The organism is Mediterraneibacter sp. 210702-DFI.5.30, from assembly GCF_020560115.1.
In the GTDB taxonomy this organism is placed as follows: Bacteria; Bacillota; Clostridia; order Lachnospirales; family Lachnospiraceae; genus Mediterraneibacter; species Mediterraneibacter faecis.
The window spans coordinates 283,664-308,114 of sequence record NZ_JAJCME010000002.1 but is presented as its reverse complement, the minus strand read 5'-3'; the positions used below and the strand labels follow the sequence as shown (position 1 = coordinate 308,114).

Sequence of the window (24,451 nt, the reverse complement as noted above, 5' to 3'; positions counted from 1 at the left end):
GACAATGAAAAAGAAGACAAAAGGATTGTGGATTGCATGGCTTCTGGTACTTCCGGTAGTGATTGTAAGAGCATTTACTACGCTCTATCCAATTATCATGACCTTTATAAACAGTACTTATGATATGAGTTTATTAAAAGGCAATAACTTTCAATTTATAGGATTAGAAAATTATCTTAGAATATTTGAAGATCAAAAATTATTATCTTCTATCGGATTTACTGTGAAATTTACGGTTGTATCAATGTTTTTCCATTTAGTATTAGGTGTGATTCTTGCATTAATGTTAAATATGAAGATCAAAGGTAAAAAATTCCTGCGTACAATAGTACTTATACCATGGGCAATGCCCATGGTAGTAGCGGGACTTGCTGCAAGATGGGCGTTTAATGATCAATATGGATTAATCAATGATTTGATTAGAAGATTTGTACCGGATTTTCATTATGATTGGCTTGTGCATGCAAATTCAGCTCAAGGAGCAGTTATTGCAGTTGATTTATGGAAGGACTTACCTTTCTTTGCAATTTTGGTGCTTGCCGCATTACAGTTTTTATCAGCAGATATTTATGAGGCAGCAAAAATCGATGGAGCAGGACCGGTACGAGCTTTTTTCTCAATTACACTGCCAAATATAATGAAGACAATACTGAGCCTTTCTATTTTCTTTACAATGTGGCGATTGACAAGTTTTGACTTAGTATATGCTATGACATCAGGAGGTCCAGGGGATTCAACATCTTTGTTAGCATATCGAATTATGCAGGAGGCTTTTACTAATTTGAATCTCGGATATGCGTCTGCAATAGCTGTCTGCCTGTTTATTGTTATGACAATTTTAAGTTTTATACAGCTTAGAGCAATCAAAAAGTTTGATTAAAATATAGAAGGGAGAGGTTGACAATGAAACCAAAAACAAAAAAAGTTTTGGCACCGATATTCAAATGGGGCTTGATTTTAATAGTTGCTTTTATTATTTTACTTCCATTACTTTGGATTTTTACATCATCTATTTCACCTGCTTCTGAGCTGTTTAGTTCACCGATTCACTATCTGCCAAAACATCCTACACTGGATAATTATATTAGAATTTTCACGCAGATGAATTTGGGTGAGAAGATTTTAAATACAGCAATTATTACTGTATGTTCGTTAATCTTATCAACAGTTATCTGCTTAATGGCAGCTTATGCATTTACTCGTTATTCAGGAAAAGGACTTACACTTGTATATGCAGCGATAGTGGCATCTGCTTTAATTCCGGGAATTGTAACAGCAAGACCGTTATATGATCTGATGAAAAGATTTGGATTAGTTGATACATTTCCTGGCTTGATCATCATGTATACAAGTGCATTGATTCCATTTACTATGTTGATTTTAGGTAATTTCTTAAGTGAAATTCCTATTTCATTAGATGAAGCAGCAGAAATAGATGGAGCGAATATGTTTCAGAAACTGTTTTATATCACGTTGCCTTTAATGAAACCGGCTATTGCAACAATATTAATCATTAATTTTATAAATTGCCTTAATGATTTATTCACTCCATTGTTTTTTGCACAAAAAATAGAAGTATTAAGTGTTGCTATTACAACTATTCCAAGGGAGACATCATATAGTATGCCATGGGATTTGATAAGTACAGTTGGATGTATTATCCTGCTGCCAATAGTTATTTTCGTACTTATTTTTGAGAAGCAGATCATGGAAGGTGTTATGGCTGGCGGCGTTAAGCAATAAGTGGAGGTGTGAATAATGTCAGATATTTTCAGATTAAGAAATGGAAGATCGAGAGCTATAAATGCTGAAAATCCAACTGGAGAAAAAGGAAAGGGTGGAATTGCAGCAAGTCATCTTGGCCCTTCAAGAAAAGGTAGTCCGTGCTTGAAAAATATTATGCCGAATGAAACGGTAGTATTAGCTGAAATGGATGGACCGGGTATTATTCAGCATATATGGATTACGGTTAATAATAAAACATCAGATGCGGATTGTTATGTACTCCGTGATTTAGTACTCCGCATGTACTGGGATGATGAGGAAGTTCCATCGGTTGAAAGTCCTTTAGGTGATTTCTTCTGCTGTGGTTTTGCAAGAGAATGTCTTGTTACATCTATGCCAATATCCGTAATTCCAAACAGAGGTTTTAATAGCTATTTTCAAATGCCATTTCGTAAAAAAGCAAGAATTACTTTAGAAAATCAACATGATAATCCAATTCCTGATTTCTTTTATCAGGTAGACTATTGTTTGTATGATGAGTTACCAGAAGATACAGCTTATTTTCATGCACAGTGGAGACGTCAAAGAATAACAGAACTGGCAAAGGATTATGTTATTTTGGATAATGTGAAAGGAAAAGGCCATTATATTGGTACATATCTTGCTCTGACAACACTTGAAAGATACTGGTGGGGAGAAGGCGAAGTTAAATTTTATATTGACGGAGATGAAGAATATCCTACAATATGTGGCACGGGAACAGAGGACTATTTTGGCGGGTCATGGAGTTTTGCTCACCAGGTAAACGGAAAGACGGTAGAACAGACTTATAATTCTCCATTTTTAGGATATCCGTATTATTCAGCACACGATGAACTGGTGCATAATCCATATCATAATGATGATTGTCCGCCAATGAGAGGATTTTATAGATGGCATCTGATGGATCCGATTTGCTTTGAAGAAAATTTAAAAGTTACTATCCAGCAGATCGGTGTATGTTATAAAGGACTATTTGAAAGACAGGATGATGTTGCCAGTGTAGCATATTGGTATCAGAGTGAACCGCATCAGGCTTTTAAACCATTAATGAATAAAAAAGAGAGATGGCCAAGATAGAATGGTCTAAATCATTACAAATTGAGTGTAATTGTAAATTTAAAATTTTGTGAAGCCCATGAAATAAGGACTTCACAAAATTTTTAGAAAAGAATTAGCACTCAACCCTTTACAGTGCTAACAATACGTGCTATATTCCTAATAGAACACAGGAAAAGCAAATTTGTGGTTCAAAGGAGGGAAAGACCATGAATATCAATAAATTTACACAGAATTCATTACAGGCAGTTCAGAACTGTGAGAAGATTGCTGCGGATAACGGGAATCAGGAACTGGCGCAGGAGCATTTGCTGTATGCGCTGCTGACACAGGATGACAGTCTGATTTTAAAATTATTTGAGAAGATGAACATTCAGGGCCAGCTCTTTATTAACAGTATCGAGCAGGCAATCGGCAAGAGACCGAAGGTACAGGGAGGTCAGGCTTATGTCGGTCAGGACTTGAATAATGTGCTGATCCATGCAGAAGATGAAGCAAAGCAGATGGGAGATGAGTATGTCTCTGTTGAGCATCTGTTTCTTGCAATGCTGAAGTATGCAAGCCGTGAGTTGAAGCAGATTTTCCGTGAATATGGCATTAGCAGAGAGGGGTTCCTCCATGCGCTGTCAACAGTAAGAGGAAATCAGAGAGTTACTTCTGACAATCCGGAAGCAACTTATGATACATTGAATAAATACGGTCAGGATCTTGTTGAGAAAGCAAGAGATCAGAAACTGGATCCGGTCATCGGACGTGATGAAGAGATCCGTAATGTGATTCGTATCCTGTCCCGTAAGACAAAGAATAACCCGGTGCTGATCGGTGAACCTGGTGTAGGTAAAACTGCGGTTGTAGAAGGACTTGCACAGCGAATCGTCAGCGGAGATGTACCGGAAGGCCTGAAAGATAAGACAATCTTTTCGCTGGATATGGGAGCACTGGTAGCAGGAGCGAAGTATCGTGGTGAATTCGAGGAGCGTCTGAAAGCCGTTCTGGAAGAAGTGAAGAACAGTGACGGAAAGATCATTCTTTTTATCGATGAACTTCATACGATCGTCGGAGCCGGTAAAACAGACGGTGCGATGGATGCAGGAAATATGCTTAAGCCTATGCTTGCCAGAGGTGAACTGCATTGTATCGGTGCAACAACACTGGATGAGTATCGTCAGTATATTGAGAAGGATGCTGCATTGGAGCGTCGTTTCCAGCCGGTTCTGGTAGATGAGCCAACCGTTGAGGATGCAATCTCTATCCTGAGAGGACTCAAAGAGAGATATGAAGTATTCCATGGTGTTAAGATTACTGACAGTGCGCTTGTTGCGGCAGTTACACTTTCGAACAGATATATTTCTGATCGTTTCCTGCCGGATAAAGCAATCGACCTTGTGGACGAGGCGTGTGCATTGATCAAAACAGAACTTGATTCTATGCCGACAGAGCTTGATGAGCTTCGCCGTCGTGTGATGCAGATGGAGATTGAAGAGTCTGCACTTAAGAAAGAGGAAGATCGCTTAAGTAAAGAGCGCCTGGAACATTTGCAGGAAGAACTGGCAGAACTGAAAGCGCAGTATGCAAGTAAGAAAGTACAGTGGGAGAATGAGAAGAATTCCGTAGAGCATGTGCAGAAGATCCGTGAGCAGATCGAGCATGTGAACAAGGAGATTCAGAAAGCTCAGAGAGAGTACGATCTGAATAAGGCAGCAGAGCTCCAGTATGGACGTCTTCCACAGTTGCAGAAACAACTGGAAGAGGAAGAAGCGAAGGTAAAAGCAAAAGATCTTTCACTTGTGCATGAATCTGTTACAGACGATGAGATCGCAAAGATCGTTTCCAGATGGACAGGTATCCCGGTTGCAAAACTGAACGAGAGCGAGAGAAACAAAACTCTTCACCTTGCAGATGAACTGCATAAGCGTGTCATCGGTCAGGATGAAGGTGTTGAGCTTGTAACGGAAGCAATTATCCGTTCCAAAGCAGGTATCAAAGATCCGACAAAACCGATCGGTTCCTTCCTGTTCCTTGGACCTACAGGTGTAGGTAAGACAGAACTTGCAAAGGCACTTGCCCAGAGCCTGTTTGATGATGAGAACAACATGGTTCGTATCGATATGAGTGAGTACATGGAGAAATATTCCGTGTCCAGACTGATCGGAGCTCCTCCGGGATATGTTGGATACGATGAAGGCGGACAGCTGACAGAAGCAGTCAGAAGGAAACCATATTCTGTTGTACTTTTCGATGAGATCGAGAAAGCACATCCGGATGTCTTCAACGTATTGTTGCAGGTACTGGATGATGGACGAATCACAGATTCCCAAGGACGTACAGTTGACTTCAAGAATACAATCTTGATCATGACTTCCAACATTGGTGCAAACTATCTGCTGGAAGGAATTAAGGACGATGGTTCGATCGACGAACAGAGTCAGGAGATGGTAATGGGTGATCTGAAAGCACATTTCAGACCGGAATTTTTGAACCGTTTGGATGAGATTATCATGTTCAAACCATTGACAAAGACAAATGTACGTTCCATCATTGACCTTCTGGTTGCTGATGTGAATCGCCGTCTGGAAGAACGTGAACTGAGTGTTGAGCTGACAAATGCAGCGAAAGACTTTGTTGTGGAAGGTGGATATGAGCCGATGTACGGTGCAAGACCACTGAAACGTTACTTGCAGAAGAATGTAGAGACATTAGCTGCAAAACTGATCCTTGCAGGAGATGTGGGACGTGGAGACACGATCTTGATCGATGTGAAGGACGGTAAACTGACAGCAGGTGTGAAGAAATAAAATACTAGTATAGTAACGATATAATATGTAGGGCTGTGAAAAATGAAAATTTTCTGGAGATTTTTAGAAAATTGAGTTTTTCACAGCCTTTTTTTCGTTCACCGAAGTAATTGATACAAGAGCAGACTCTATGTTAAAATAAGAAACTGACAGAATGCATATGCATACAACAAGAATTAATACTAAGAAAGAACTCAGGCAGAATCTAGAAAGGAGGCTACCATGGCGCGCATTATTTTCCACATCGACGTTAATTCAGCATTTTTAAGCTGGACGGCGGTTGAACAATTGAAAAATGGATCAAAAGTGGATCTGCGGGAGATTCCGGCGATTATTGGCGGAGATCAGAGCTCGCGTCATGGAATCGTCCTTGCAAAATCATCACTTGCCAAATCCTATGGGATTCAGACGGGTGAACCTGTAGTAAATGCATTTCGAAAATGTCCGAATCTTGTGACAGCACCGCCAAATCATAAGATGTACAGGGAAAAGAGCCGGATGCTGATGGATTTCCTACGTACATATACGAAGAAGATTGAGCAGGTCAGCGTCGATGAATGTTATATGGATTTCACAGAGCTTGTCGGGCGATATCCAACACCGGTGGACGGTGCAATGGAGATCAAAGAAGAAGTGAAGAAGCGTTTTGGATTCACGGTGAATATTGGAATCTCCAGTAATAAGTTACTAGCGAAGATGGCTTCGGATTTTCAGAAACCGGATCGGATCCATACATTATTTCCGGAAGAGGTTCCGCAGAAAATGTGGCCGCTTCCGATTGGAGAACTTTTTATGGCAGGGCGTTCAAGTGTGGAGGTCTTCAAGAAACTTGAAATCAATACAATTGGAGATCTTGCTCATGCGGATGTAAATGTAATTACGCTGCATTTAAAAAGTCATGGCCGGATGCTCTGGAATTTCGCAAATGGAATCGGGGACGATAAGGTACAGTATGAACCGGAAGAGGCAAAGGGAGTAGGAAATTCAACAACTCTGTCAGAGGATGCAACGACTTATGAAGAAGCGAGAGATGTATTTCGTGAGCTTGCACAGAGCGTGGGAAGCAGGCTGAAGAAGGCAGGCAAGAAAGCCGGGATGGTGAGTATGGAGGTACGCTACTATGATTTCAGAAATATGTCGCATCAGGTGCAACTTCAAAAGCCGACGAATGATTCGGTTATCTTATGTGAGACAGCATGTAATTTGTTCCGTGAAAGCTGGAGTGGAGAACCTGTCCGTCTGCTTGGAATCCGAACGTCAAAGTTAGTAGAAGAGAATGCACCGGAGCAGCTGACAATCTTTGATATAGAACTTCCAAAAGAACCGGATGAGAAACATAAGAAATTAAATGCTGCATTGGAACAGCTGAACAACCGTTATGGAAAGGGTGCGGTTGTGAAAGGCACATTTTATAAACCGGACGGAAACAAGAAAAAAGATGAAAATCAGAAGAGATAGAAAGAGGAACGTGCATTGAAAGAGAAAAATTATAATCTGGAATTGATTCGAATGATTTCTTTTATATTTGTTATTGTGATCCATGTATCAAACTATTACTGCAGAGCCTATGGCGATATTACGATTGGGGAGTACAGTTTTTCACTGCTATTAAATCTGCTGGCAAGGATAAGTGTACCATGTTTTTTCATGATTACAGGAGCACTTCTGCTTGGAAGACAGGAATCACTTCATAAACATGCAAAAAGAATCTTTCGTTTTCTAATTGTTCTGCTTGTGTGGAGTGTAATATATATGATCTGGAATGCAGTTTATATGAGGGATCCTTATCAAATCAAAGATTTATTATATAAGCCGGTAGAACAGCATCTGTGGTATCTGTATGCAATGATTCCGATCTATCTGGTACTTCCTTTTTTCCAGGTTATGTGTAAAGGGATGAACCTTCGGATGGAACGCGCATTTCTTGTGGTGATTACGGCGGCTGTTTTGTTCAATTATATTTCCACATTTTTTGATGAAAAGATGTATTATTCCGTCCCAATGGTGGGGGACAGAATCTATTCTTATTATGTATTTATCGGATATTATATATATAAATATCGTAAGCATGTGATGAAGGGGAAAATGATTCCGGCAGGTATTTTTGTAGTATGCATGGCATTAAATTATGGGCTGACTTATGCGGCAACCTTGCAGGATGGAGAACATTATGAACGTCTGCTGGAATATGGTAATCCACTGCTTGCACTGGCAGCATCGATGGCATTTCTTATGTTAGTACGATTGAAAAAGAGCGAATTCAATCCGTCCGAACAGGCAAAGAAGTGGATTGACAGATTTTGTGGATGTTCCTTTGGGATTTATTTGATCCATATCATGTTTCTTGATGTTTATAAGAGAAATATTAAGCCAGAGACATTTTCAGCCTGGATCATGATTCCGGTAGTGAGTGTGGGACTTGTGTTATTGTCATTTGGATGTGTCTGGCTGATTCGAAAGACGAAAACAGGACGAAAGATTATGTAGGTTTTTTTGCATATGTGCTGAGATTATGTTATTCTATAAAGGTTAAGACAATCGTTATTTGCCTGAAAGTCAATGATGCAATACACCAGTTCAGAACAGGAGGGTTAGATCATGAAATTAGATAAATTATTAGAACGCCTGGATTACACAGTAGTACAGGGAAGTGATTCTACGGAAGTAACAACACTGATCAATGATTCAAGAAAAGTGGAAGAAGGATCTGTTTTCGTGTGTATCAGCGGAGCAGTATCTGATGGACATAAATATGCAGCGGACGTTGCGGCGAAAGGTGCGGCAGCTGTTGTTGTAGAGAAAGATGTCGAAGTGCCGGACAATGTGACTGTAATTAAGGTAGAGGATACTCGTTATGCACTGGCTCTGATGTCAGCGGCTTACTTTGGATATCCGGCAGATAAGATGAAAGTCATCGGTATTACAGGAACAAAAGGAAAGACAACAACAACTTACATGATCAAGTCTATTCTTGAAGAGACAGGACACAAGGTTGGATTGATCGGTACAATCGAGGCAATTATCGGAGACAAGAAGATCCCGTCATGTAATACAACACCGGAGTCTTATACAATCCATAAATATTTTGCAGAGATGGTAGAAGCTGGCTGTGACTGTGTTGTTATGGAAGTTTCATCACAGGGACTGATGCTTCACAGAACAGCGGGAATTCCATTTGAGATCGGTATTTTCACAAATCTTGGAAGAGATCATATTGGTCCGAATGAGCATAAGGATTTTGATGATTACAAGAGATGCAAAGGGCTTTTGTTCAAACAGTGTAAGCTCGGAATCGCCAATGTGGATGACAAGTATTTCAAAGATGTATTTAAAGGGTCTACATGTAAGATTGAGACATTCGGATTTTCACCGGAGGCAGATCTTCGCGCAGAGAATGTAGAACTGGTATCCAGACCAGGATATCTTGGTGTTGCATACCATGTTGCAGGCGTGATGGACTTTGATGTGGAAATCGATGTTCCAGGCAAGTTCAGTGTTTACAATTCACTGACTGCAATCTCAGTCTGCCGCCATTTCCAGGTGCCGGTTGAGATGATCAAAGATGCACTTAAGAAGGCAAAGGTAAAAGGACGTATCGAGATGATCAAGGTGTCTGATGATTTTACACTGATGATCGATTATGCGCACAATGCGATGAGTCTTGAAAGTCTTCTGACAACATTGAAGGAATATAATCCGAAGCGTCTTGTATGTCTGTTCGGATGCGGCGGAAACCGTTCTAAAGACAGAAGATTCGAGATGGGTGAGGTATCCGGAAGACTGGCAGACCTGACAATCATTACATCAGATAATCCGAGATTTGAAGAACCACAGGATATTATTAACGATATCAAAACCGGAATCGCAAAGACAGATGGAAAATATGTGGAAATCTGTGATCGTAAAGAGGCAATCAAATATGCGATCGAACACGGCGAACCAGGTGATGTTATTGTACTGGCAGGAAAAGGACATGAGGACTATCAGGAGATCTGCGGCGTGAAGCATCCGATGGATGAGCGCGTGCTGATCAAAGAAGTTCTGGAAGAATTAAAAGAGAAATAAGATTGTGTTTGCAGATGTTATTGTAGATATACAACATGAAAAACTGGATAAGATCTTTCAGTACCGAATACCGGAACGACTGAAAGACGAGCTGCATCCGGGGATGGAAGTAATTATCCCTTTTGGAAAAGGAAACCGGCAGATCAAAGGTTATGTGACTTCATTATCAGAGACTTGCAATTATGATCTGTCAAAGGTGAAGGAGATCACAGACATTTCCAGAAACAGTGTGGCAATCGAAGCGAGACTGATTGCGCTGGCGGCGTGGATGAAAGAGCAGTATGGCGGAACGATGATCCAGGCGCTTAAGACAGTGCTGCCAATCAAGCAGAAGGAGAATGCGAAGGTAAAGAAACATCTCCGTTTGCTGCTTACTGAGGAAGAGAGTCAGGAGAAGCTGGCTTTTTATCAGAAGAAGAATCAGAAAGCAAGAGCAAGGCTTTTGGAAGCTTTGAAGGAAGCCCCAATTCTGGATTATGAGCTGGTGACGAAAAAATTAAATGTGACACTGCCTGTGATCCGGGCATTGGAAGAGCAGGGCGTGTTGAAGATAGAGTCAGAGCAGGTATACCGTAATCCGGTGAAACAGGCAAAGAAATCACAACAGGAGATCATCTATACGGAAGAACAGCAGCATGTGATCCAGGGGTTCCGGCAAGACTATCTGTGTGGAACAAGGAGAACTTATCTGCTTCACGGAGTGACCGGAAGTGGAAAGACAGAAGTCTATATGGAGATGATCCGCACGGTTGTTGACCAGGGAAAACAGGCAATTGTTCTGATTCCGGAGATCGCACTGACCTATCAGACAGTGATGCGGTTTTACCGTTGTTTCGGCGACAGAGTTTCTATCATGAACTCAAGACTGTCTGCCGGAGAACGTTACGATCAGATGATGCGTGCAAAGAGGGGCGAGGTCGATGTGATGATCGGACCACGCTCTGCACTTTTTACTCCATTTCCGGATTTGGGGCTGATCGTTATTGATGAAGAGCATGAACCAACCTACAAGAGTGAGCAGGTGCCACGTTATCATGCAAGAGAAGTAGCAGTCCACAGGGCAGAAGTAGAAGATGCAAGCGTTGTGCTCGGAAGTGCAACTCCGTCAATGGAGGCAATGTATCGGGCAAGGCTTGGTGAGTATCAGCTTTACGAGATGAAGAATCGTTCTCATATGCAACAGATGGCGACTGTGCATACAGTTGATATGCGAAAGGAACTGAAGAATGGAAACCGTTCCATCTTGAGTGAGAAGTTGCAGGAACTGATTGAAGACAGACTGAATGCAAAAGAGCAGATCATGCTGTTTTTGAATCGCAGAGGATATTCTGGTTTTATTTCCTGCAGAGAATGTGGCCATGTAGTGAAATGCCCACACTGTAATGTCTCCTTGTCGGTACACAAAGGCGGAAAAATGGTCTGCCATTACTGTGGTTATGAACAGCCGAAGGTGACGGAGTGTCCGGAATGCGGTTCCCGTTATATCGGAGAATTCCGCGCAGGAACCCAGCAGATCGAGGACATGGTGAAGGCAAGATTTCCACAGGCAAGAGTGCTCCGTATGGATATGGATACGACGAAGAAAAAGGATTCCCATGAGCAGATTTTATCTGCATTTGCGAATGAAGAGGCGGATATTCTTGTGGGAACACAGATGATCGTAAAGGGACATGATTTTCCAAAGGTCACATTAGTCGGTGCATTGGCAGCAGATATGTCACTTTATACAGATGATTATCGTTCCGGTGAGCGAACATTTCAGCTTTTGACACAGGCAGCAGGCCGTGCCGGAAGAGGTGACAGACCGGGTGAGGTCGTGATTCAGACTTACGATCCGGAACACTATGCGATCAAAGCTTCAGCAGCGCAGGATTATGAAGCATTCTATGAGAAAGAAATCCGTTACCGCAGTCTGATGGGATATCCACCGGTGGAGAACCTGATGGCAGTACTTGCAGCATGTGAAGATGAGGTACTTTTAGAGAAAGCGTGCAAGTATCTGAAGGAATACATTTTGCGGATCAAAGGTCAGGCACAGCTCGATGTGATCGGCCCGGCAAGTCCGGGAGTGGATAAGATCAAAGATATTTACCGGAGAGTGATTTACGTAAAAGCGCCGGAATACCGAACCTTAGTTGTATTAAAAGACAGGATGGAACAATATATAGAAATTAACTCAGGGTTTCAGAAAATGAAAATCCAATTCGATTTTAACCCGATGAATTTATAGAAAAGAGAGGAAAGAATAATGGCAATCAGAGAAGTAAGAGAGATGGGCGATGATGTTCTTGAAAAACAGTGTAAACCAGTGACGAAGATGACACTTCGTACAAAGATTTTAATTGAAGATATGCTTGATACGATGTATGAGAAGATGGGGGTGGGTCTTGCAGCACCGCAGGTTGGTATTCTCAAACAGATTGTAGTGATTGATGTCGGAGAGGGTCCGATCGTTTTGATCAATCCTGAGATTGTTGAGACATCCGGTGAGCAGACAGGCGAAGAAGGTTGCTTAAGTGTGCCGGGAAAATGGGGAATTGTAACTCGTCCGAATTATGTAAAAGTACGTGCACTTAATGAAAATATGGAGGAGTTTGAGATAGAAGGAGAAGAACTTCTTGCAAGAGCGTTCTGTCATGAGATCGATCACCTGGGAGGACACCTTTATGTAGAGAAAGTAGAAGGAGAACTGCATGATTCACCGGCCTACAACGAGGAAGATATGGAATACGAAGTGGAGGAATAATTGATGAGAATAATTTTCATGGGAACACCGGACTTCTCCGTGGGAACACTGGAGGCACTGGTGGAAGCAGGACATGAGGTATGTCTCGTAGTGAGCCAGCCAGATAAACCAAAGGGACGCGGTAAAGAGATGCAGCCAACTCCGGTGAAAGAAGCTGCGCTGAAACATGGAATTCCGGTTTATCAGCCAAAGAAGATCCGTGATCCAGAATGTGTAGAAGAACTGAGAAAATACAATGCAGATGTGATGGTTGTCATTGCATTTGGTCAGATCATTCCGAAAGAAATTCTGGAGATGACACCATACGGATGTATTAATGTACACGCATCTCTACTTCCGAAATACCGTGGTGCCGCGCCAATCCAGTGGTCTATCATCAATGGCGAGGAAGTGACAGGTGTTACAACAATGCAGATGAACGAAGGACTGGATACAGGCGACATGATCCAGAAGGTTGAAGTGCCGATCACAGAAGATGAGACAGGAGAAAGCCTGCATGACAAACTGGCAGAGGCAGGAGCAAAGCTTTGTGTAGAGACTCTGAAAGCTATTGAAGATCATACGGCAACTTTCGAGAAGCAGGGAGAAAGCCCGACAGAATATGCCAGAATGCTCGATAAGAAGCTTGGAAATATTGACTGGAATACATCCGCAGTACAGATCGAACGTCTGGTGCGTGGCCTGAATTCCTGGCCAAGTGCTTACACACATTGGGACAAAAAGGTAGTGAAGATCTGGAGAGCAAAAGCAGAGGCTGATGGCACGGTAAAAGCAGAGCCTGGAACAGTGTTGAGTGTAGAGAAAGATTCCTTTACTGTTCAGACAGGGGATGGCGTCTTACGAGTTCTGGAACTTCAGATTCCGGGGAAAAAGAGGATGGATACAGGAGCTTTCTTAAGGGGATACACAATTGAAAGCGGAGTTAAATTTACACAGGAATAAGAGGACTTCTGGAGGGGGACTGCAGATAGATAACAGGAGGTAGTTTTAGTATGTATTATGGATTTTATTATGACTGGACTTATATACTGGTACTGATCGGTGTGGTTCTCAGCCTGCTCGCATCGTCCCAGGTGAAAGGAACATTTGCAAAATATTCGAAGATCCGCAGTTATTCAGGAATGACAGGACGAGAAGCGGCAGAACAGATTCTCAGAAGAAATGGAATCTATGATGTGCAGGTGACTCATATCGCGGGAAATCTGACCGATCATTATGATCCGAGAAACAAGACACTGGCACTTTCTGATCCGGTTTATAATTCAACTTCTGTAGCAGCAATCGGAGTTGCGGCACATGAGTGTGGTCATGCAGTACAGCATTTTGAAGGGTATGCACCTTTATCAATCCGTGGGGCACTTGTGCCGGTCGTAAATTTCGGTTCCATGATTTCCTGGCCGTTGATCATTATCGGCCTGTTTATGAATGGCCAGATGTCCAGCTTCCTTATTGATATCGGAATTCTGCTCTTTATGGTAGCTGTGGCATTTCATCTTATAACACTTCCGGTGGAAATCAATGCTTCCAGAAGAGCGGTGAAGGTACTTGGAAATTCAGGAATGCTCCGTGAAGACGAAGTTGGTGGAGTGAAGAAGGTACTTCGGGCAGCAGCAATGACATATGTGGCAAGTGCGGCCGCAATGATTTTACAGCTTTTACGTTTGTTGATTCTGACAAATGGACGAAGAAGGAATGACTGACAAAAAGAAAAAATGCTGTAACTGTTCAGAGCCAACCTCCAAAATGCGGAGAATAGGAGATTATTTATGGGAAAACAGATCAATGAACGCGAGGTCGTTCTTGAGATTTTGATGGAAATAACAGAGAATGGAGCATATAGTCATAAGATTCTTGGCGATGTTCTGTCAAAATATCAATATCTTGAGAAACGTGAGCGTGCATTTATTACCAGAGTTGTGGAAGGTACTCTGGAACATATGATAGAAATTGATTATATTTTGAATCAGATTTCTAAGACAAAGGTTAAGAAAATGAAACCGGTTATCCGTAATCTTCTTCGTAGCAGTGTCTATCAGCTGAAATATATGGATAGCGTACCGGATCATGCGGTGTGCAGTGAGGCAGTAAAGCTTGCGGTTCGAAAAGGATTTTCTGGTCTGCGGGGATATGTGAATGGAGTTCTGAGAAATGTTGTCCGCAAGATGGACGAGATCGAGTATCCAAAAGAAGATGTACAGAGATTGTCTGTGAAATATTCTCTCCCGGAATGGATTCTTTCTTTATGGAAGAAAGAATATGGGGAAGAGATCACAGAAAAGATGGCAGCAGATTTTCAGAAAGAGAAGCCGATTACGATCCGATGTTGTATGAACCAGGTTACACCGGAAGTATTGAAAGAAAAACTGGAAGCAGAAGGAGCGAAAGTAGAAGCACATCCGTATCTTCCTTATGCATTTTATCTTTCAGATTATGATTATCTGGAAGGTCTGGAAAGTTTTCAGGAAGGACTCTTTGCAGTACAGGATATCAGTTCTATGTTTGTCGGAGAACTGGCAGATCCAAAAGCCGGCGATCATGTAATTGATGTCTGTGCAGCACCGGGAGGAAAATCACTTCATGTGGCAGAGAAGCTTCAGCTGGCAGATGAAGTGGCGGCGAGAGAGAATGGAACAGAAGAAAAGACAGGACGGGTTGAAGCAAGAGATCTGACTGAATATAAGACAGATCTGATTTGGCAGAATATCGACCGTTCCGGACTTGGAAATATTTGTGCTGTATGCAAGGACGCTTCTGTATTTGATGAGTATGATAAGGAAACAGCGGATCTTGTGATTGCAGACCTTCCATGTTCAGGTCTTGGCGTTCTTGGCAAAAAACCAGATCTGAAATATCGCGTACAACCGGAAGATCTTGAAGAACTTGCAGATTTGCAGAGAAAGATTCTGACTTGCGCACAGGCAATCGTCAAGGATGGCGGCACATTGCTGTACAGCACATGTACCGTAAATCCAGGAGAAAACATGGACAATGTACACTGGTTCTTGAAAGAATACCCACAATTTGAACTGGACGATATCACAGAAAATCTTTGCAAGGAGTTACGAAGTGATGTGATAGAGAAGGGATGTATCCAATTCTTCCCGGGAGTTCACGAGTGTGACGGATTCTTTATTGCAAGATTAAAGAAAAAAGCATGATTTTCAGGAAATGTGAAAAAATAGAAAAAACAGGCAAATAATGTGAATAACTCACAGAAAAAACGAAATACAGGAGGAAAACTTTAAGATGAAGAAGGATATCCGTGCTTATGGATATGAAGAATTACAGAAAGAGATGGCGACGATCGGAGAAAAAGCATTTCGTGCAAAACAGATTTATGAATGGCTGCATGTGAAGCTGGTAGATCATTTTGATGAGATGACGAATCTTTCAAAGGCTTTGAGGGAAAAATTGGAAGAGAATTATGAGATTCTCCCGGTTGTTATGCTGGAGAGACAGATTTCCCAGATTGATGGTACGAACAAGTTCCTGTTCCGTCTCCATGATGGAAATGTAGTCGAAAGTGTTCTTATGAAATATAAGCATGGAAATTCTGTCTGTATTTCCTCCCAGGTCGGTTGCAGGATGGGATGTGCATTCTGTGCATCAACGATCGGAGGTCTGGTGAGAAATCTTTCTCCGTCTGAGATGCTTGGACAGATCTATCAGATTCAGAAGATAAGTGGTGAGAGGGTTTCGAATGTGGTGATCATGGGAACCGGAGAACCGATGGATAATTACGATAATTTCCTGAAGTTTATTCATTTACTTACAGATGAGCATGGACTGAATATCAGTCAGAGAAATGTCACCGTATCAACCTGTGGAATAGTTCCAAAGATGAAAGAACTGGCGAAAGAGCATTTACAGATTACACTTGCACTTTCGCTTCACGGTTCCAATCAGGAAAAACGAAGAAAATTGATGCCGGTTGCAAATAAATATGATATCACAGAAGTACTCGCAGCCTGTGACGAATATTTCAAAGAAACCGGCCGGAGAGTGAGCTTTGAGTACAGTCTTGTACATGGTGTGAATGATACGGATGAAGATGCACAGGAACTGATTCATTTATTAAAGCATAAGAACTGTCATATCAATCTGATACCGGTCAACCCGGTAAAAGAGCGTGATTTTGTTCGTCCAAGCCGGAAAAGTGCTTTGAATTTCAAAAATAAACTTGAAAAAAGCGGAATAAATGTTACTATAAGAAGGGAAATGGGCTCTGATATTGACGGAGCCTGCGGTCAGCTCAGGCGCCGCTACGTAGAAACTGAAGGAGAATAGAAGGTATGAAGACATTTTCAATTACAGATGTTGGAATGGTGCGACAGGTAAATCAGGACTACGTCTTTACGACGGGAAAACCACTGGGTATTCTCCAGAACCTGTTCGTGGTAGCGGATGGTATGGGTGGCCATCAGGCAGGAGATTATGCTTCCAAGTGTACGGTGGAAGTGATGATCAAAGAGATTGCGAAGAGCGAGGGTGAGGATATCGAACGTGTTCTTGTGAAAGCAATCAAGGCTGCCAATCGTGAGATTATCAAAGAAGCATCCGGTGACGAACATCTGAAGGGGATGGGAACAACGGTTGTTGCCGCTACTGTGAAAGAACAGATGCTGTATTTTGCCAATGTGGGAGACAGCCGTCTGTATCTGATCAATCAGGGAATCCAACAGCTAAGTAAGGATCATTCTCTTGTAGAAGAGATGGTTCGTCTCGGTGGAATTAAGCCGGAAGAAGCGAAGCATCATCCGGATAAGAATATTATCACAAGAGCGATCGGTGCAAAAGCTGATGTGGATGTGGACTTTTATGAACACCGTCTGAAACGGGGAGACATCATTCTGATGTGTACAGACGGATTAAGTAATATGGTGGAAGATGAAGAACTTTTCCATATTGTGCAGGGAAGCCGGGATATCGTCGAGGCAGGTGAGATGCTGGTGGAAGCAGCAAAAGAGAATGGAGGAACAGATAACATCGGAGTGGTATTGTTTGAGCCATTTGCAGATGAGGTGAGTGTATGATTAAAGAAGGAGTATTTTTAGGGAAACGATACGAGATACTTGGTCGTATCGGTTCTGGCGGAATGGCAGATGTCTATAAAGGCAAGGACCATAAGCTGAATCGTTTTGTTGCGATCAAGGTGTTGAAGAGCACATATCGTTCGGATGAGACGTTTATTAAGAAGTTTTTAAGCGAAGCTCAGGCAGCAGCAGGATTGATGCATCCAAACGTAGTCAATGTCTATGATGTAGGGCAGGATCGTGGTCTTTATTATATGGTCATGGAGCTTGTAGAAGGAATTACGCTGAAGGATTATATCGAGAAGAAAGGAAAGCTTTCAGCAAAAGAGACGATCAGTATTTCTATTCAGATGGTGACAGGCATTCAGGCAGCGCATAACTGCCATATCATTCACCGGGATATTAAGCCGCAGAATATTATTATTTCCAAAGATGGAAAGGTTAAGGTTACTGATTTCGGAATCGCGCGGGCTACGACATCAACGGCAACGCAGGCAGTAACAACAACGGTGATGGGATCTGTACATTACACATCTCCGGAACAGGCCAGAGGCGGTATTGTAGATGAGAAGAGTGATATCTATTCAGCAGGTATCACGATGTATGAGATGATCACCGGGCATGTTCCGTTTGACGGAGATTCGACAGTAACGGTTGCTTTGAAACATTTGAATGAAGTGATTAAGTCTCCAGCAGAAGAAGTACCGGATATTCCGTACAGTCTGGAGTGCATTATTATGAAATGTACACAGAAACTGCCGAATAAACGATATATGAGCTGTGAGGAACTGCTTCAGGATCTGAAGCACTCACTGGTAGATCCGGATGGAGATTTTGTAGTTCTTGATGGTGTGACAAAACGTATGCCGGCAGCATCTCAGGATACAGGACGGACCACGGTTGTTATGTCACAGGATGAACTGAATCGTATGAAGAATCGTCAGAATTATAATGATGATTATGACGACGATTACGAGGATGACTATGACGATTACGATGACCGCCGCAGAAGCCGTTATGATGATGACGATGACTACGACGACCGCCGCAGAAGTCGTTATGATGATGACGATGATTACGACGACCGCCGCAGAAGTCGTTATGATGATGACGATGATTATGATGATCGCCGCAGAAGCCGCTATGATGATCGCCGTAAGAAGAATGAAGTGAATAAAGACACGAAGAAGATCATGAAGATTCTTATGGTTGTTGCCGGTGTTGTGATCGCACTTTTGATCATGTTCCTTGTAGGAAATGCAGTGGGCGTATTTAAAGGTGGAAAAGGAACGACTACACAACAAACAGATTCAGAGATGGTAAAAGTACCGGATGTGACAGGCAAGACATATGAGGAAGCTCAGAAAGAACTGAACAAATATGATCTCGGAATCCATAAATCAACTGCGCCTTCCGATACTGTTGCAAAAGGAAAGATTATCAGCCAGGATCCTGCTGATGGAAAGAAAGTAAAGAAGCATACAACAGTCAATGTTGTGATCAGCAGTGGTGAAGAAGCTAAGATGACAACGATTCCAAGTGTTGTTGGTTTGGCAGAAGCTGATGCAGAAAAAGCACTTCAGGATAAGAATCTTGTTGTGAAGAAAGGTGATCCGGTCTACAGTGATGATGTGGAACAGGGAGAAGTTGTTTCAGTCAGTCCAAGTGAAGGGGCAGAAGTAAAAGAAGGAACAACAGTTACTCTTGTAATAAGCAAGGGAAATCAGCCGGCAACAGTTCCTAAACTTACCGGAAAGTCCCAGTCGGATGCTGAAGCAGCACTTTCACAGGCAGGTTTGTCCGGAAATGCAACTGAAGATTACAGTGATACTGTAGAAGAAGGAGTTATTATTTCACAGGATACAGATGCCGGAAAAGAAGTATCTAAAGGTACAACAATCGGATATGTGGTGAGTAAAGGACCAAAGATGACGGTGGTTACAGTACCGGATCTTTCCTATAAAGACCAGAATACAGCGGAAAAACTGTTGAAGCAGGCAGGACTTACACCGGAGTATATTGGCGAAGATTATAGTGATGAATATCCAGAAGGACAGGTGTTCTATCAGTCTGTCAGCGTTGGTACGCAGGTAGAAAAAGGAACAACTGTTCAGTATATGGTCAGCAAAGGATCTCAACCATCAGCCCCGGATAGTGGAAATTCAGGAAATGATTCCGGGACAGAAGAGAACACGAATCAATGATAACAGAGAGCAAGTATATGCAGGGAAAGATAATAAAAGGGATTGCCGGATTCTACTACGTGAATGTAGTAGAATCCGGAATTTTTGAATGTAAAGCAAAAGGTGCTTTTCGAAAAGACGGGATCAAGCCGTTGGTCGGTGATGATGCTGTGATCGAGGTACTTGATGAAAAAGAAATGACAGGAAATATCACAGAGATCCTGCCGCGTAAGAATGAGTTGATTCGTCCGGCAGTAGCCAATATTGATCAGGCACTGGTTGTGTTTGCGGTGACAAAACCGAAACCACATTATAATCTGTTGGATCGTTTTCTTGTCATGATGGAACGAAAAGAGATACCTGTCGTATTATGTTTTAATAAGACGGATATTGCCAGTCATCCTGAAATTGCAGAATTGAAAGAAGTTTATACCGGATGCGGATATCCGGTAATCTTCACAAGTGCTAAGGAAGAAGAAAATATCAGTGAGTTAAAATCACTTTTAAAAGGAAAGACAACTTCGATCGCAGGTCCTTCCGGTGTTGGAAAATCATCCCTGATCAATCTTCTGCAGTCTGAAGTGAAGATGGAGACAGGAAGTATCAGTAAGAAGATTGACCGTGGGAAACATACAACAAGACATTCCGAACTGATCGTGATTGGAGAAGATTCTTATATTATGGATACTCCGGGATTCAGTTCTCTTTATGTCAATGATTTCGAAAAAGAAGATTTAAAATATTATTTTCCGGAATTCACACCGTTTGAAGGACAGTGCAAGTTCAATGGCTGTGACCATATTCATGAACCCGGATGCGCTGTAAAAGAGGCAGTTGAAGAAGGGAAGATCCATAAGATCAGATATGAAGATTATACGGAGATGTACCGTGAACTAAAGGAAAGAAAGAGGTATTAAGTTTATGAAAAATATTTTGGCACCATCTATTCTCTCAGCAGATTTCAAGATTTTAGGAGAGCAGTTGAAATTAACAGAAGAAGCAGGCGCAGAGTATATTCATTTTGATGTGATGGACGGAATGTTCGTTCCAAGCATTTCCTTTGGAATGCCTGTTCTCGCATCGATCAAGGGAGCAACAACACAGACACTGGATGTTCATCTCATGGTGACAGAACCGATTCGTTATGTGGAAGAATTCGTGAAAGCAGGAGCAGATATCGTTACAGTTCATTATGAAGCATGTGAAGATCTGCAGGCAACAATTGATAAAATCCATGCAGCAGGAGCGAAAGTGGGAATTTCTATTAAACCAAAGACACCGGTTGATGTACTGCTTCCATATCTGGATCAGGCAGAGATGTTTCTGATCATGTCTGTAGAACCGGGATTTGGCGGACAGGCATTTATTCCGGAATCACTGGAGCGTATCAGTGAATTGAGAAACCTTCTGAATGAAAAAGGACTTACAACTGATATTGAAGTAGATGGTGGAATATATCATAAAAACGTGGCAGAAGTACTTGCAGCCGGAGCGAATGTAATGGTTTCAGGTTCAGGCGTTTTTAAAGGTGATATCAAAGATAATACAGCAAAGTTTATGGAGATTTTAAACGGCAATGTGTAAGAGAACAGTTATTGTGAGCGGGGGAATGCTGGAAGAAGATTTTGTCCTTCCGATTCTTGAGGCAGAAGAGACAGAATTTATTATCGGAGTAGATAAAGGACTCGCATTTCTTTATGAACATAAGATCAAGCCGGATTACATTGTAGGAGATTTTGACAGTGTACCGGAAGAAGTAATCGATTATTATAGAAAAGAAGCAAGTGTACCGATCCGGGAGTTCAATCCGGTAAAGGATGCGTCTGATACGGAGATTGCACTTCGTATGTGTCTTGGACTCAGAAGAAAAGAAATCTGGATTCTTGGAGGAACAGGAAATCGTCTGGATCATTTCTGGGCTAATGTTCAGTGCCTGAATATTGCACTTGAAGCAGGATCTCAGGCGATGATCTTAGACAGTCATAATAGAATTCGTCTGCTTGATCATGGAATCGCAATTCGCAGAGAAGAAGCTTTTGGAAAGTATTTTTCAGTATTTCCGATGCAACTTCCGGTTGAGGATTTCTGTATCAGCGGTGCAAAATATCCATTGCAGAATCATTTGCTCTCATCAGGAGACAGCTTGTGTGTGAGTAATGAGTTTGCAGAAGGTGAAGATGAAGTGAAGATCTCTTTCGTGTTTGGAAAAGTGATTTTGATGGAGACGAGAGATTGAAATTCAAGCCCCATTATAGTATAATATTAGATGCTATTTTGGGGCTTCTTTTTGTGAAAGAGTCACATAACAGAAAATAAGAGAAATAGACCTTGTGGATTTAGCTTTAGAAATCAAGGTTTTAAGGAGGAAATAGAGAAAATGAAACTTGGTATTGTGGGATTACCGAACGTAGGAAAAAGTACACTGTTCAATTCACTGACAAAGGCCGGTGCAGAATCTGCAAACTATCCATTCTGTACAATTGACCCAAATGTCGGTGTCGTAACAGTTCCGGATAAGAGACTGGATGTGCTTGGAGAGATGTATCATACAAAGAAGATCATTCCGGCAGCAATCGAGTTTGTTGATATTGCAGGACTTGTGAAGGGAGCATCCAAAGGAGAAGGACTTGGAAACCAGTTCCTTGCCAACATCCGTGAGGTTGATGCAATCGTTCATGTAGTAAGATGCTTTGAGAATACTAATATTGTCCACGTAGACGGAAGCATTGATCCGCTGCGTGACATTGAGACAATCAACCTTGAGCTGATCTTCTCAGATCTTGAGGTTCTTGAAAGAAGAATCTCCAAGACAGTGAAGCTTTCAAGAAACGATAAGATGGCGGCGAAAGAGCTGGATCTTCAGAACCGTCTGAAAGCGCATCTGGAAGAGAATAAGATGGCGAAGAGTTTTGTGACAGAGGATGAGGATGAGCAGGCATGGCTTGCAGAGTATAATCTTCTGACAGCAAAACCGGTAATCTTTGCAGCAAATGTATCTGAGGATGATCTTGCGGATGATGGTGTGAACAACGCAGGGGTTCAGGCAGTCCGTGAGTATGCAAAAGCGGAAGACTGCGAAGTGTTCGTAGTATGCGCAGAGATTGAAGAAGAGATTTCTCAGTTAGATGACGATGAAAAATCAATGTTTCTTGAAGATCTTGGATTGGAAGAATCCGGACTTGAGAAGTTGATTAAGGCAAGTTATCATCTTCTTGGACTGATCAGTTATTTGACAGCAGGTGAGCCGGAAGTTCGTGCATGGACAATCAAGAAAGGAACAAAGGCACCACAGGCAGCTGGTAAGATCCATACAGACTTTGAACGTGGATTTATCCGTGCGGAAGTAGTAAGTTATGATGATCTGATGGCATGTGGAACTCATGCGGCAGCGAAAGAAAAAGGATTAGTTCGTCTGGAAGGAAAAGACTATGTCGTTCAGGACGGAGATATCATGCTGTTCAGATTTAACGTTTAACAGATATAGGGAATATGCTTAAAAACCGGTTAGATTCATTGCTTTCTAATTGGAAAAGCAGTAAAAACAGGAATCAGGGACAACTAGATTTGTTCCTGATTTCTGTGGATATGAAAGGAAATAACATAATATGCATTACAATATCAGCTTTCCGAATTTAGGGATTTATCTGGATCATGTAGGAAAAAGCATCAGCATCTTTGGTTTTTCCATTGCTTACTACGGCATGATCATCGGTGCAGCAATTTTGATTGGATTTCTGATTGCCACAGCGGAAGCAAAAAGAACAGGACAAAATCCGGAAGACTATCTGGATATGGGAATTGTCGGAGTGATCGCAGGAATTGCGGGTGCAAGAATCTATTACGTGATTTTCTCCTGGGATTTATATAAAGATAATCTTTTGTCTATCTTTAATCTCAGAGAAGGTGGTCTGGCAATTTATGGCGGCGTGATCGGAGCAGTGATCGCAGTTTTTGTGATGGCTGCTGTTAAGAAAAAATCACCATTTCAGATTTTGGATACAATTGCACTGGCACTTCTGAATGGTCAGATGCTTGGACGTTGGGGGAATTTCTTTAACAGGGAAGCATTTGGAGAATATACGGATTGTCTGTTTGCGATGAGGCTTCCGGTTGATGCAGTAAGGCCGGGAGATATCACAGAACTTATGCGCGAGAACATGCAGAGAATTGACGGAGTCAGTTATATTCAGGTACATCCGACATTTTTATACGAGTCATTATGGTGTGCCGGACTTTTTATCATATTGTTTTTGTATAGGAAGCATAAGAAATATGAAGGTGAACTTTTTCTCATGTACCTGTTTGGATATGGGGCAGGACGTGTATGGATTGAGCGGCTTAGAACGGATCAGCTTGTTCTTCCGGGAATCGGATTTCCGGTGTCAGAACTTCTGGCAGGTTGCCTGGTGATTGTGACAGGAATTATGCTGATCTATTGCAGAAGACATTGCAGAAAAAGAAATGAGAAGAAAAAAGTGGATCAGTATGAGCCGGTGCCAACAAAGATCAAAGGGAAAAAACCACCGAAGTGGGATGACCGGTTGTTTAAAAACAGATAGAATGATAAGAAAAAAGTATAGTGATTCATAAGCCAGAAGAGTTAATGTTCAACAGAAAGTACTCTTCTGGCTTTTTACATTTCTGCCTGTTTTAGTTAATAATCCCCAATAACAGCACTGATAACTATTCTCAAAACACTGCGCTGTACACGAAAATATACAAAAGAGGATATTTATAACTCTAGACTTTTGTGACTTTTGGAGATATAATGAAATTACATGTGAATTAATTATACTTAACTCAGTG

At 41.8% G+C, this 24,451-nt stretch carries 20 protein-coding genes; all 20 read left to right on the top strand.

What is annotated here, in order from left to right; all coding sequences use genetic code 11:
* Positions 1–4 precede the first annotated feature (4 nt).
* Positions 5–880, top strand: a complete 876-nt coding sequence (locus LI126_RS03435) for a carbohydrate ABC transporter permease (RefSeq protein ID WP_227164815.1) — start codon at positions 5–7, stop codon at positions 878–880.
* A gap of 23 nt (positions 881–903) precedes the next feature.
* Positions 904–1,743, top strand: a complete 840-nt coding sequence (locus LI126_RS03430; RefSeq protein WP_054751448.1) for a carbohydrate ABC transporter permease — start codon at positions 904–906, stop codon at positions 1,741–1,743.
* Positions 1,744–1,758: 15 nt separating this feature from the next.
* Positions 1,759–2,844 (top strand): glycoside hydrolase family 172 protein, encoded by a 1,086-nt coding sequence (locus tag LI126_RS03425; protein WP_055160890.1) that lies wholly within the window; start codon positions 1,759–1,761, stop codon positions 2,842–2,844.
* Between the two features lie 188 nt (positions 2,845–3,032).
* A complete protein-coding gene (gene clpB, locus LI126_RS03420) occupies positions 3,033–5,618 on the top strand; it encodes an ATP-dependent chaperone ClpB (protein ID WP_227164814.1) in 2,586 nt (861 codons plus the stop codon).
* Positions 5,619–5,840: 222 nt separating this feature from the next.
* Complete coding sequence (locus LI126_RS03415) at positions 5,841–7,076, top strand: Y-family DNA polymerase (RefSeq protein WP_055172374.1); 1,236 nt, start codon at positions 5,841–5,843, stop codon at positions 7,074–7,076.
* A gap of 15 nt (positions 7,077–7,091) precedes the next feature.
* Positions 7,092–8,105 carry an acyltransferase gene (locus LI126_RS03410; RefSeq protein ID WP_081021318.1) on the top strand — a complete coding sequence of 338 codons (1,014 nt, stop codon included), beginning with the start codon at positions 7,092–7,094 and terminating at the stop codon, positions 8,103–8,105.
* A gap of 111 nt (positions 8,106–8,216) precedes the next feature.
* Positions 8,217–9,683: a UDP-N-acetylmuramoyl-L-alanyl-D-glutamate--2,6-diaminopimelate ligase gene (locus LI126_RS03405; RefSeq protein ID WP_227164813.1), complete on the top strand. Its 1,467-nt coding sequence runs from the start codon at positions 8,217–8,219 to the stop codon at positions 9,681–9,683.
* A 4-nt stretch (positions 9,684–9,687) separates the two neighbouring features.
* Positions 9,688–11,913, top strand: coding sequence for a replication restart helicase PriA (priA, locus tag LI126_RS03400; protein WP_227164812.1), 2,226 nt, complete (start codon positions 9,688–9,690; stop codon positions 11,911–11,913).
* 18 nt (positions 11,914–11,931) lie between these two features.
* Complete coding sequence (gene def / locus LI126_RS03395) at positions 11,932–12,429, top strand: peptide deformylase (protein ID WP_015528377.1); 498 nt, start codon at positions 11,932–11,934, stop codon at positions 12,427–12,429.
* Positions 12,430–12,432: 3 nt separating this feature from the next.
* The gene (gene fmt / locus LI126_RS03390; RefSeq protein WP_227164811.1) at positions 12,433–13,371 is read left to right on the top strand and encodes a methionyl-tRNA formyltransferase; all 939 of its coding nucleotides are present in this window, start codon (positions 12,433–12,435) and stop codon (positions 13,369–13,371) included.
* Between the two features lie 50 nt (positions 13,372–13,421).
* The gene (locus LI126_RS03385) at positions 13,422–14,129 is read left to right on the top strand and encodes a zinc metallopeptidase (protein WP_015528375.1); all 708 of its coding nucleotides are present in this window, start codon (positions 13,422–13,424) and stop codon (positions 14,127–14,129) included.
* Between the two features lie 66 nt (positions 14,130–14,195).
* Positions 14,196–15,587, top strand: a complete 1,392-nt coding sequence (gene rsmB / locus LI126_RS03380; protein WP_227164810.1) for a 16S rRNA (cytosine(967)-C(5))-methyltransferase RsmB — start codon at positions 14,196–14,198, stop codon at positions 15,585–15,587.
* An 88-nt stretch (positions 15,588–15,675) separates the two neighbouring features.
* Positions 15,676–16,716, top strand: coding sequence for a 23S rRNA (adenine(2503)-C(2))-methyltransferase RlmN (gene rlmN, locus LI126_RS03375; RefSeq protein WP_227164809.1), 1,041 nt, complete (start codon positions 15,676–15,678; stop codon positions 16,714–16,716).
* Between the two features lie 5 nt (positions 16,717–16,721).
* Positions 16,722–17,462: a Stp1/IreP family PP2C-type Ser/Thr phosphatase gene (locus tag LI126_RS03370; protein ID WP_020436380.1), complete on the top strand. Its 741-nt coding sequence runs from the start codon at positions 16,722–16,724 to the stop codon at positions 17,460–17,462.
* Positions 17,459–19,666, top strand: a complete 2,208-nt coding sequence (gene pknB, locus LI126_RS03365) for a Stk1 family PASTA domain-containing Ser/Thr kinase (protein WP_055158337.1) — start codon at positions 17,459–17,461, stop codon at positions 19,664–19,666. Before LI126_RS03370 ends, pknB begins: the two co-directional genes overlap by 4 nt.
* A gap of 17 nt (positions 19,667–19,683) precedes the next feature.
* Positions 19,684–20,562, top strand: coding sequence for a ribosome small subunit-dependent GTPase A (gene rsgA / locus LI126_RS03360; protein WP_055146417.1), 879 nt, complete (start codon positions 19,684–19,686; stop codon positions 20,560–20,562).
* A gap of 4 nt (positions 20,563–20,566) precedes the next feature.
* Positions 20,567–21,229: a ribulose-phosphate 3-epimerase gene (gene rpe / locus LI126_RS03355; protein ID WP_015528369.1), complete on the top strand. Its 663-nt coding sequence runs from the start codon at positions 20,567–20,569 to the stop codon at positions 21,227–21,229.
* Positions 21,222–21,881 (top strand): thiamine diphosphokinase, encoded by a 660-nt coding sequence (locus LI126_RS03350; RefSeq protein WP_020436384.1) that lies wholly within the window; start codon positions 21,222–21,224, stop codon positions 21,879–21,881. The genes rpe and LI126_RS03350 overlap by 8 nt, the downstream gene beginning before the upstream one ends.
* 141 nt (positions 21,882–22,022) lie before the next feature.
* Entirely contained in the window at positions 22,023–23,120 is a 1,098-nt protein-coding gene (ychF, locus tag LI126_RS03345; protein WP_020436385.1) for a redox-regulated ATPase YchF, read from the top strand.
* Between the two features lie 130 nt (positions 23,121–23,250).
* Entirely contained in the window at positions 23,251–24,204 is a 954-nt protein-coding gene (gene lgt / locus LI126_RS03340) for a prolipoprotein diacylglyceryl transferase (protein ID WP_227164808.1), read from the top strand.
* Positions 24,205–24,451: the final 247 nt, after the last annotated feature.

Bases quoted from the DNA above. Each gene is read 5' to 3' on its own strand.
- LI126_RS03385 (WP_015528375.1), top strand. From the start codon at position 13,422: ATGTATTATGGATTTTATTATGACTGGACTTATATACTGGTACTGATC.
- LI126_RS03425 (WP_055160890.1), top strand. From the start codon at position 1,759: ATGTCAGATATTTTCAGATTAAGAAATGGAAGATCGAGAGCTATAAAT.
- LI126_RS03435 (WP_227164815.1), top strand. From the start codon at position 5: ATGAAAAAGAAGACAAAAGGATTGTGGATTGCATGGCTTCTGGTACTT.
- ychF (WP_020436385.1), top strand. From the start codon at position 22,023: ATGAAACTTGGTATTGTGGGATTACCGAACGTAGGAAAAAGTACACTG.
- LI126_RS03405 (WP_227164813.1), top strand. From the start codon at position 8,217: ATGAAATTAGATAAATTATTAGAACGCCTGGATTACACAGTAGTACAG.
- LI126_RS03350 (WP_020436384.1), top strand. From the start codon at position 21,222: ATGTGTAAGAGAACAGTTATTGTGAGCGGGGGAATGCTGGAAGAAGAT.
- rsmB (WP_227164810.1), top strand. From the start codon at position 14,196: ATGGGAAAACAGATCAATGAACGCGAGGTCGTTCTTGAGATTTTGATG.
- lgt (WP_227164808.1), top strand. From the start codon at position 23,251: ATGCATTACAATATCAGCTTTCCGAATTTAGGGATTTATCTGGATCAT.
- fmt (WP_227164811.1), top strand. From the start codon at position 12,433: ATGAGAATAATTTTCATGGGAACACCGGACTTCTCCGTGGGAACACTG.
- rlmN (WP_227164809.1), top strand. From the start codon at position 15,676: ATGAAGAAGGATATCCGTGCTTATGGATATGAAGAATTACAGAAAGAG.
- pknB (WP_055158337.1), top strand. From the start codon at position 17,459: ATGATTAAAGAAGGAGTATTTTTAGGGAAACGATACGAGATACTTGGT.
- LI126_RS03430 (WP_054751448.1), top strand. From the start codon at position 904: ATGAAACCAAAAACAAAAAAAGTTTTGGCACCGATATTCAAATGGGGC.
- def (WP_015528377.1), top strand. From the start codon at position 11,932: ATGGCAATCAGAGAAGTAAGAGAGATGGGCGATGATGTTCTTGAAAAA.
- rsgA (WP_055146417.1), top strand. From the start codon at position 19,684: ATGCAGGGAAAGATAATAAAAGGGATTGCCGGATTCTACTACGTGAAT.
- rpe (WP_015528369.1), top strand. From the start codon at position 20,567: ATGAAAAATATTTTGGCACCATCTATTCTCTCAGCAGATTTCAAGATT.
- clpB (WP_227164814.1), top strand. From the start codon at position 3,033: ATGAATATCAATAAATTTACACAGAATTCATTACAGGCAGTTCAGAAC.
- LI126_RS03370 (WP_020436380.1), top strand. From the start codon at position 16,722: ATGAAGACATTTTCAATTACAGATGTTGGAATGGTGCGACAGGTAAAT.
- LI126_RS03415 (WP_055172374.1), top strand. From the start codon at position 5,841: ATGGCGCGCATTATTTTCCACATCGACGTTAATTCAGCATTTTTAAGC.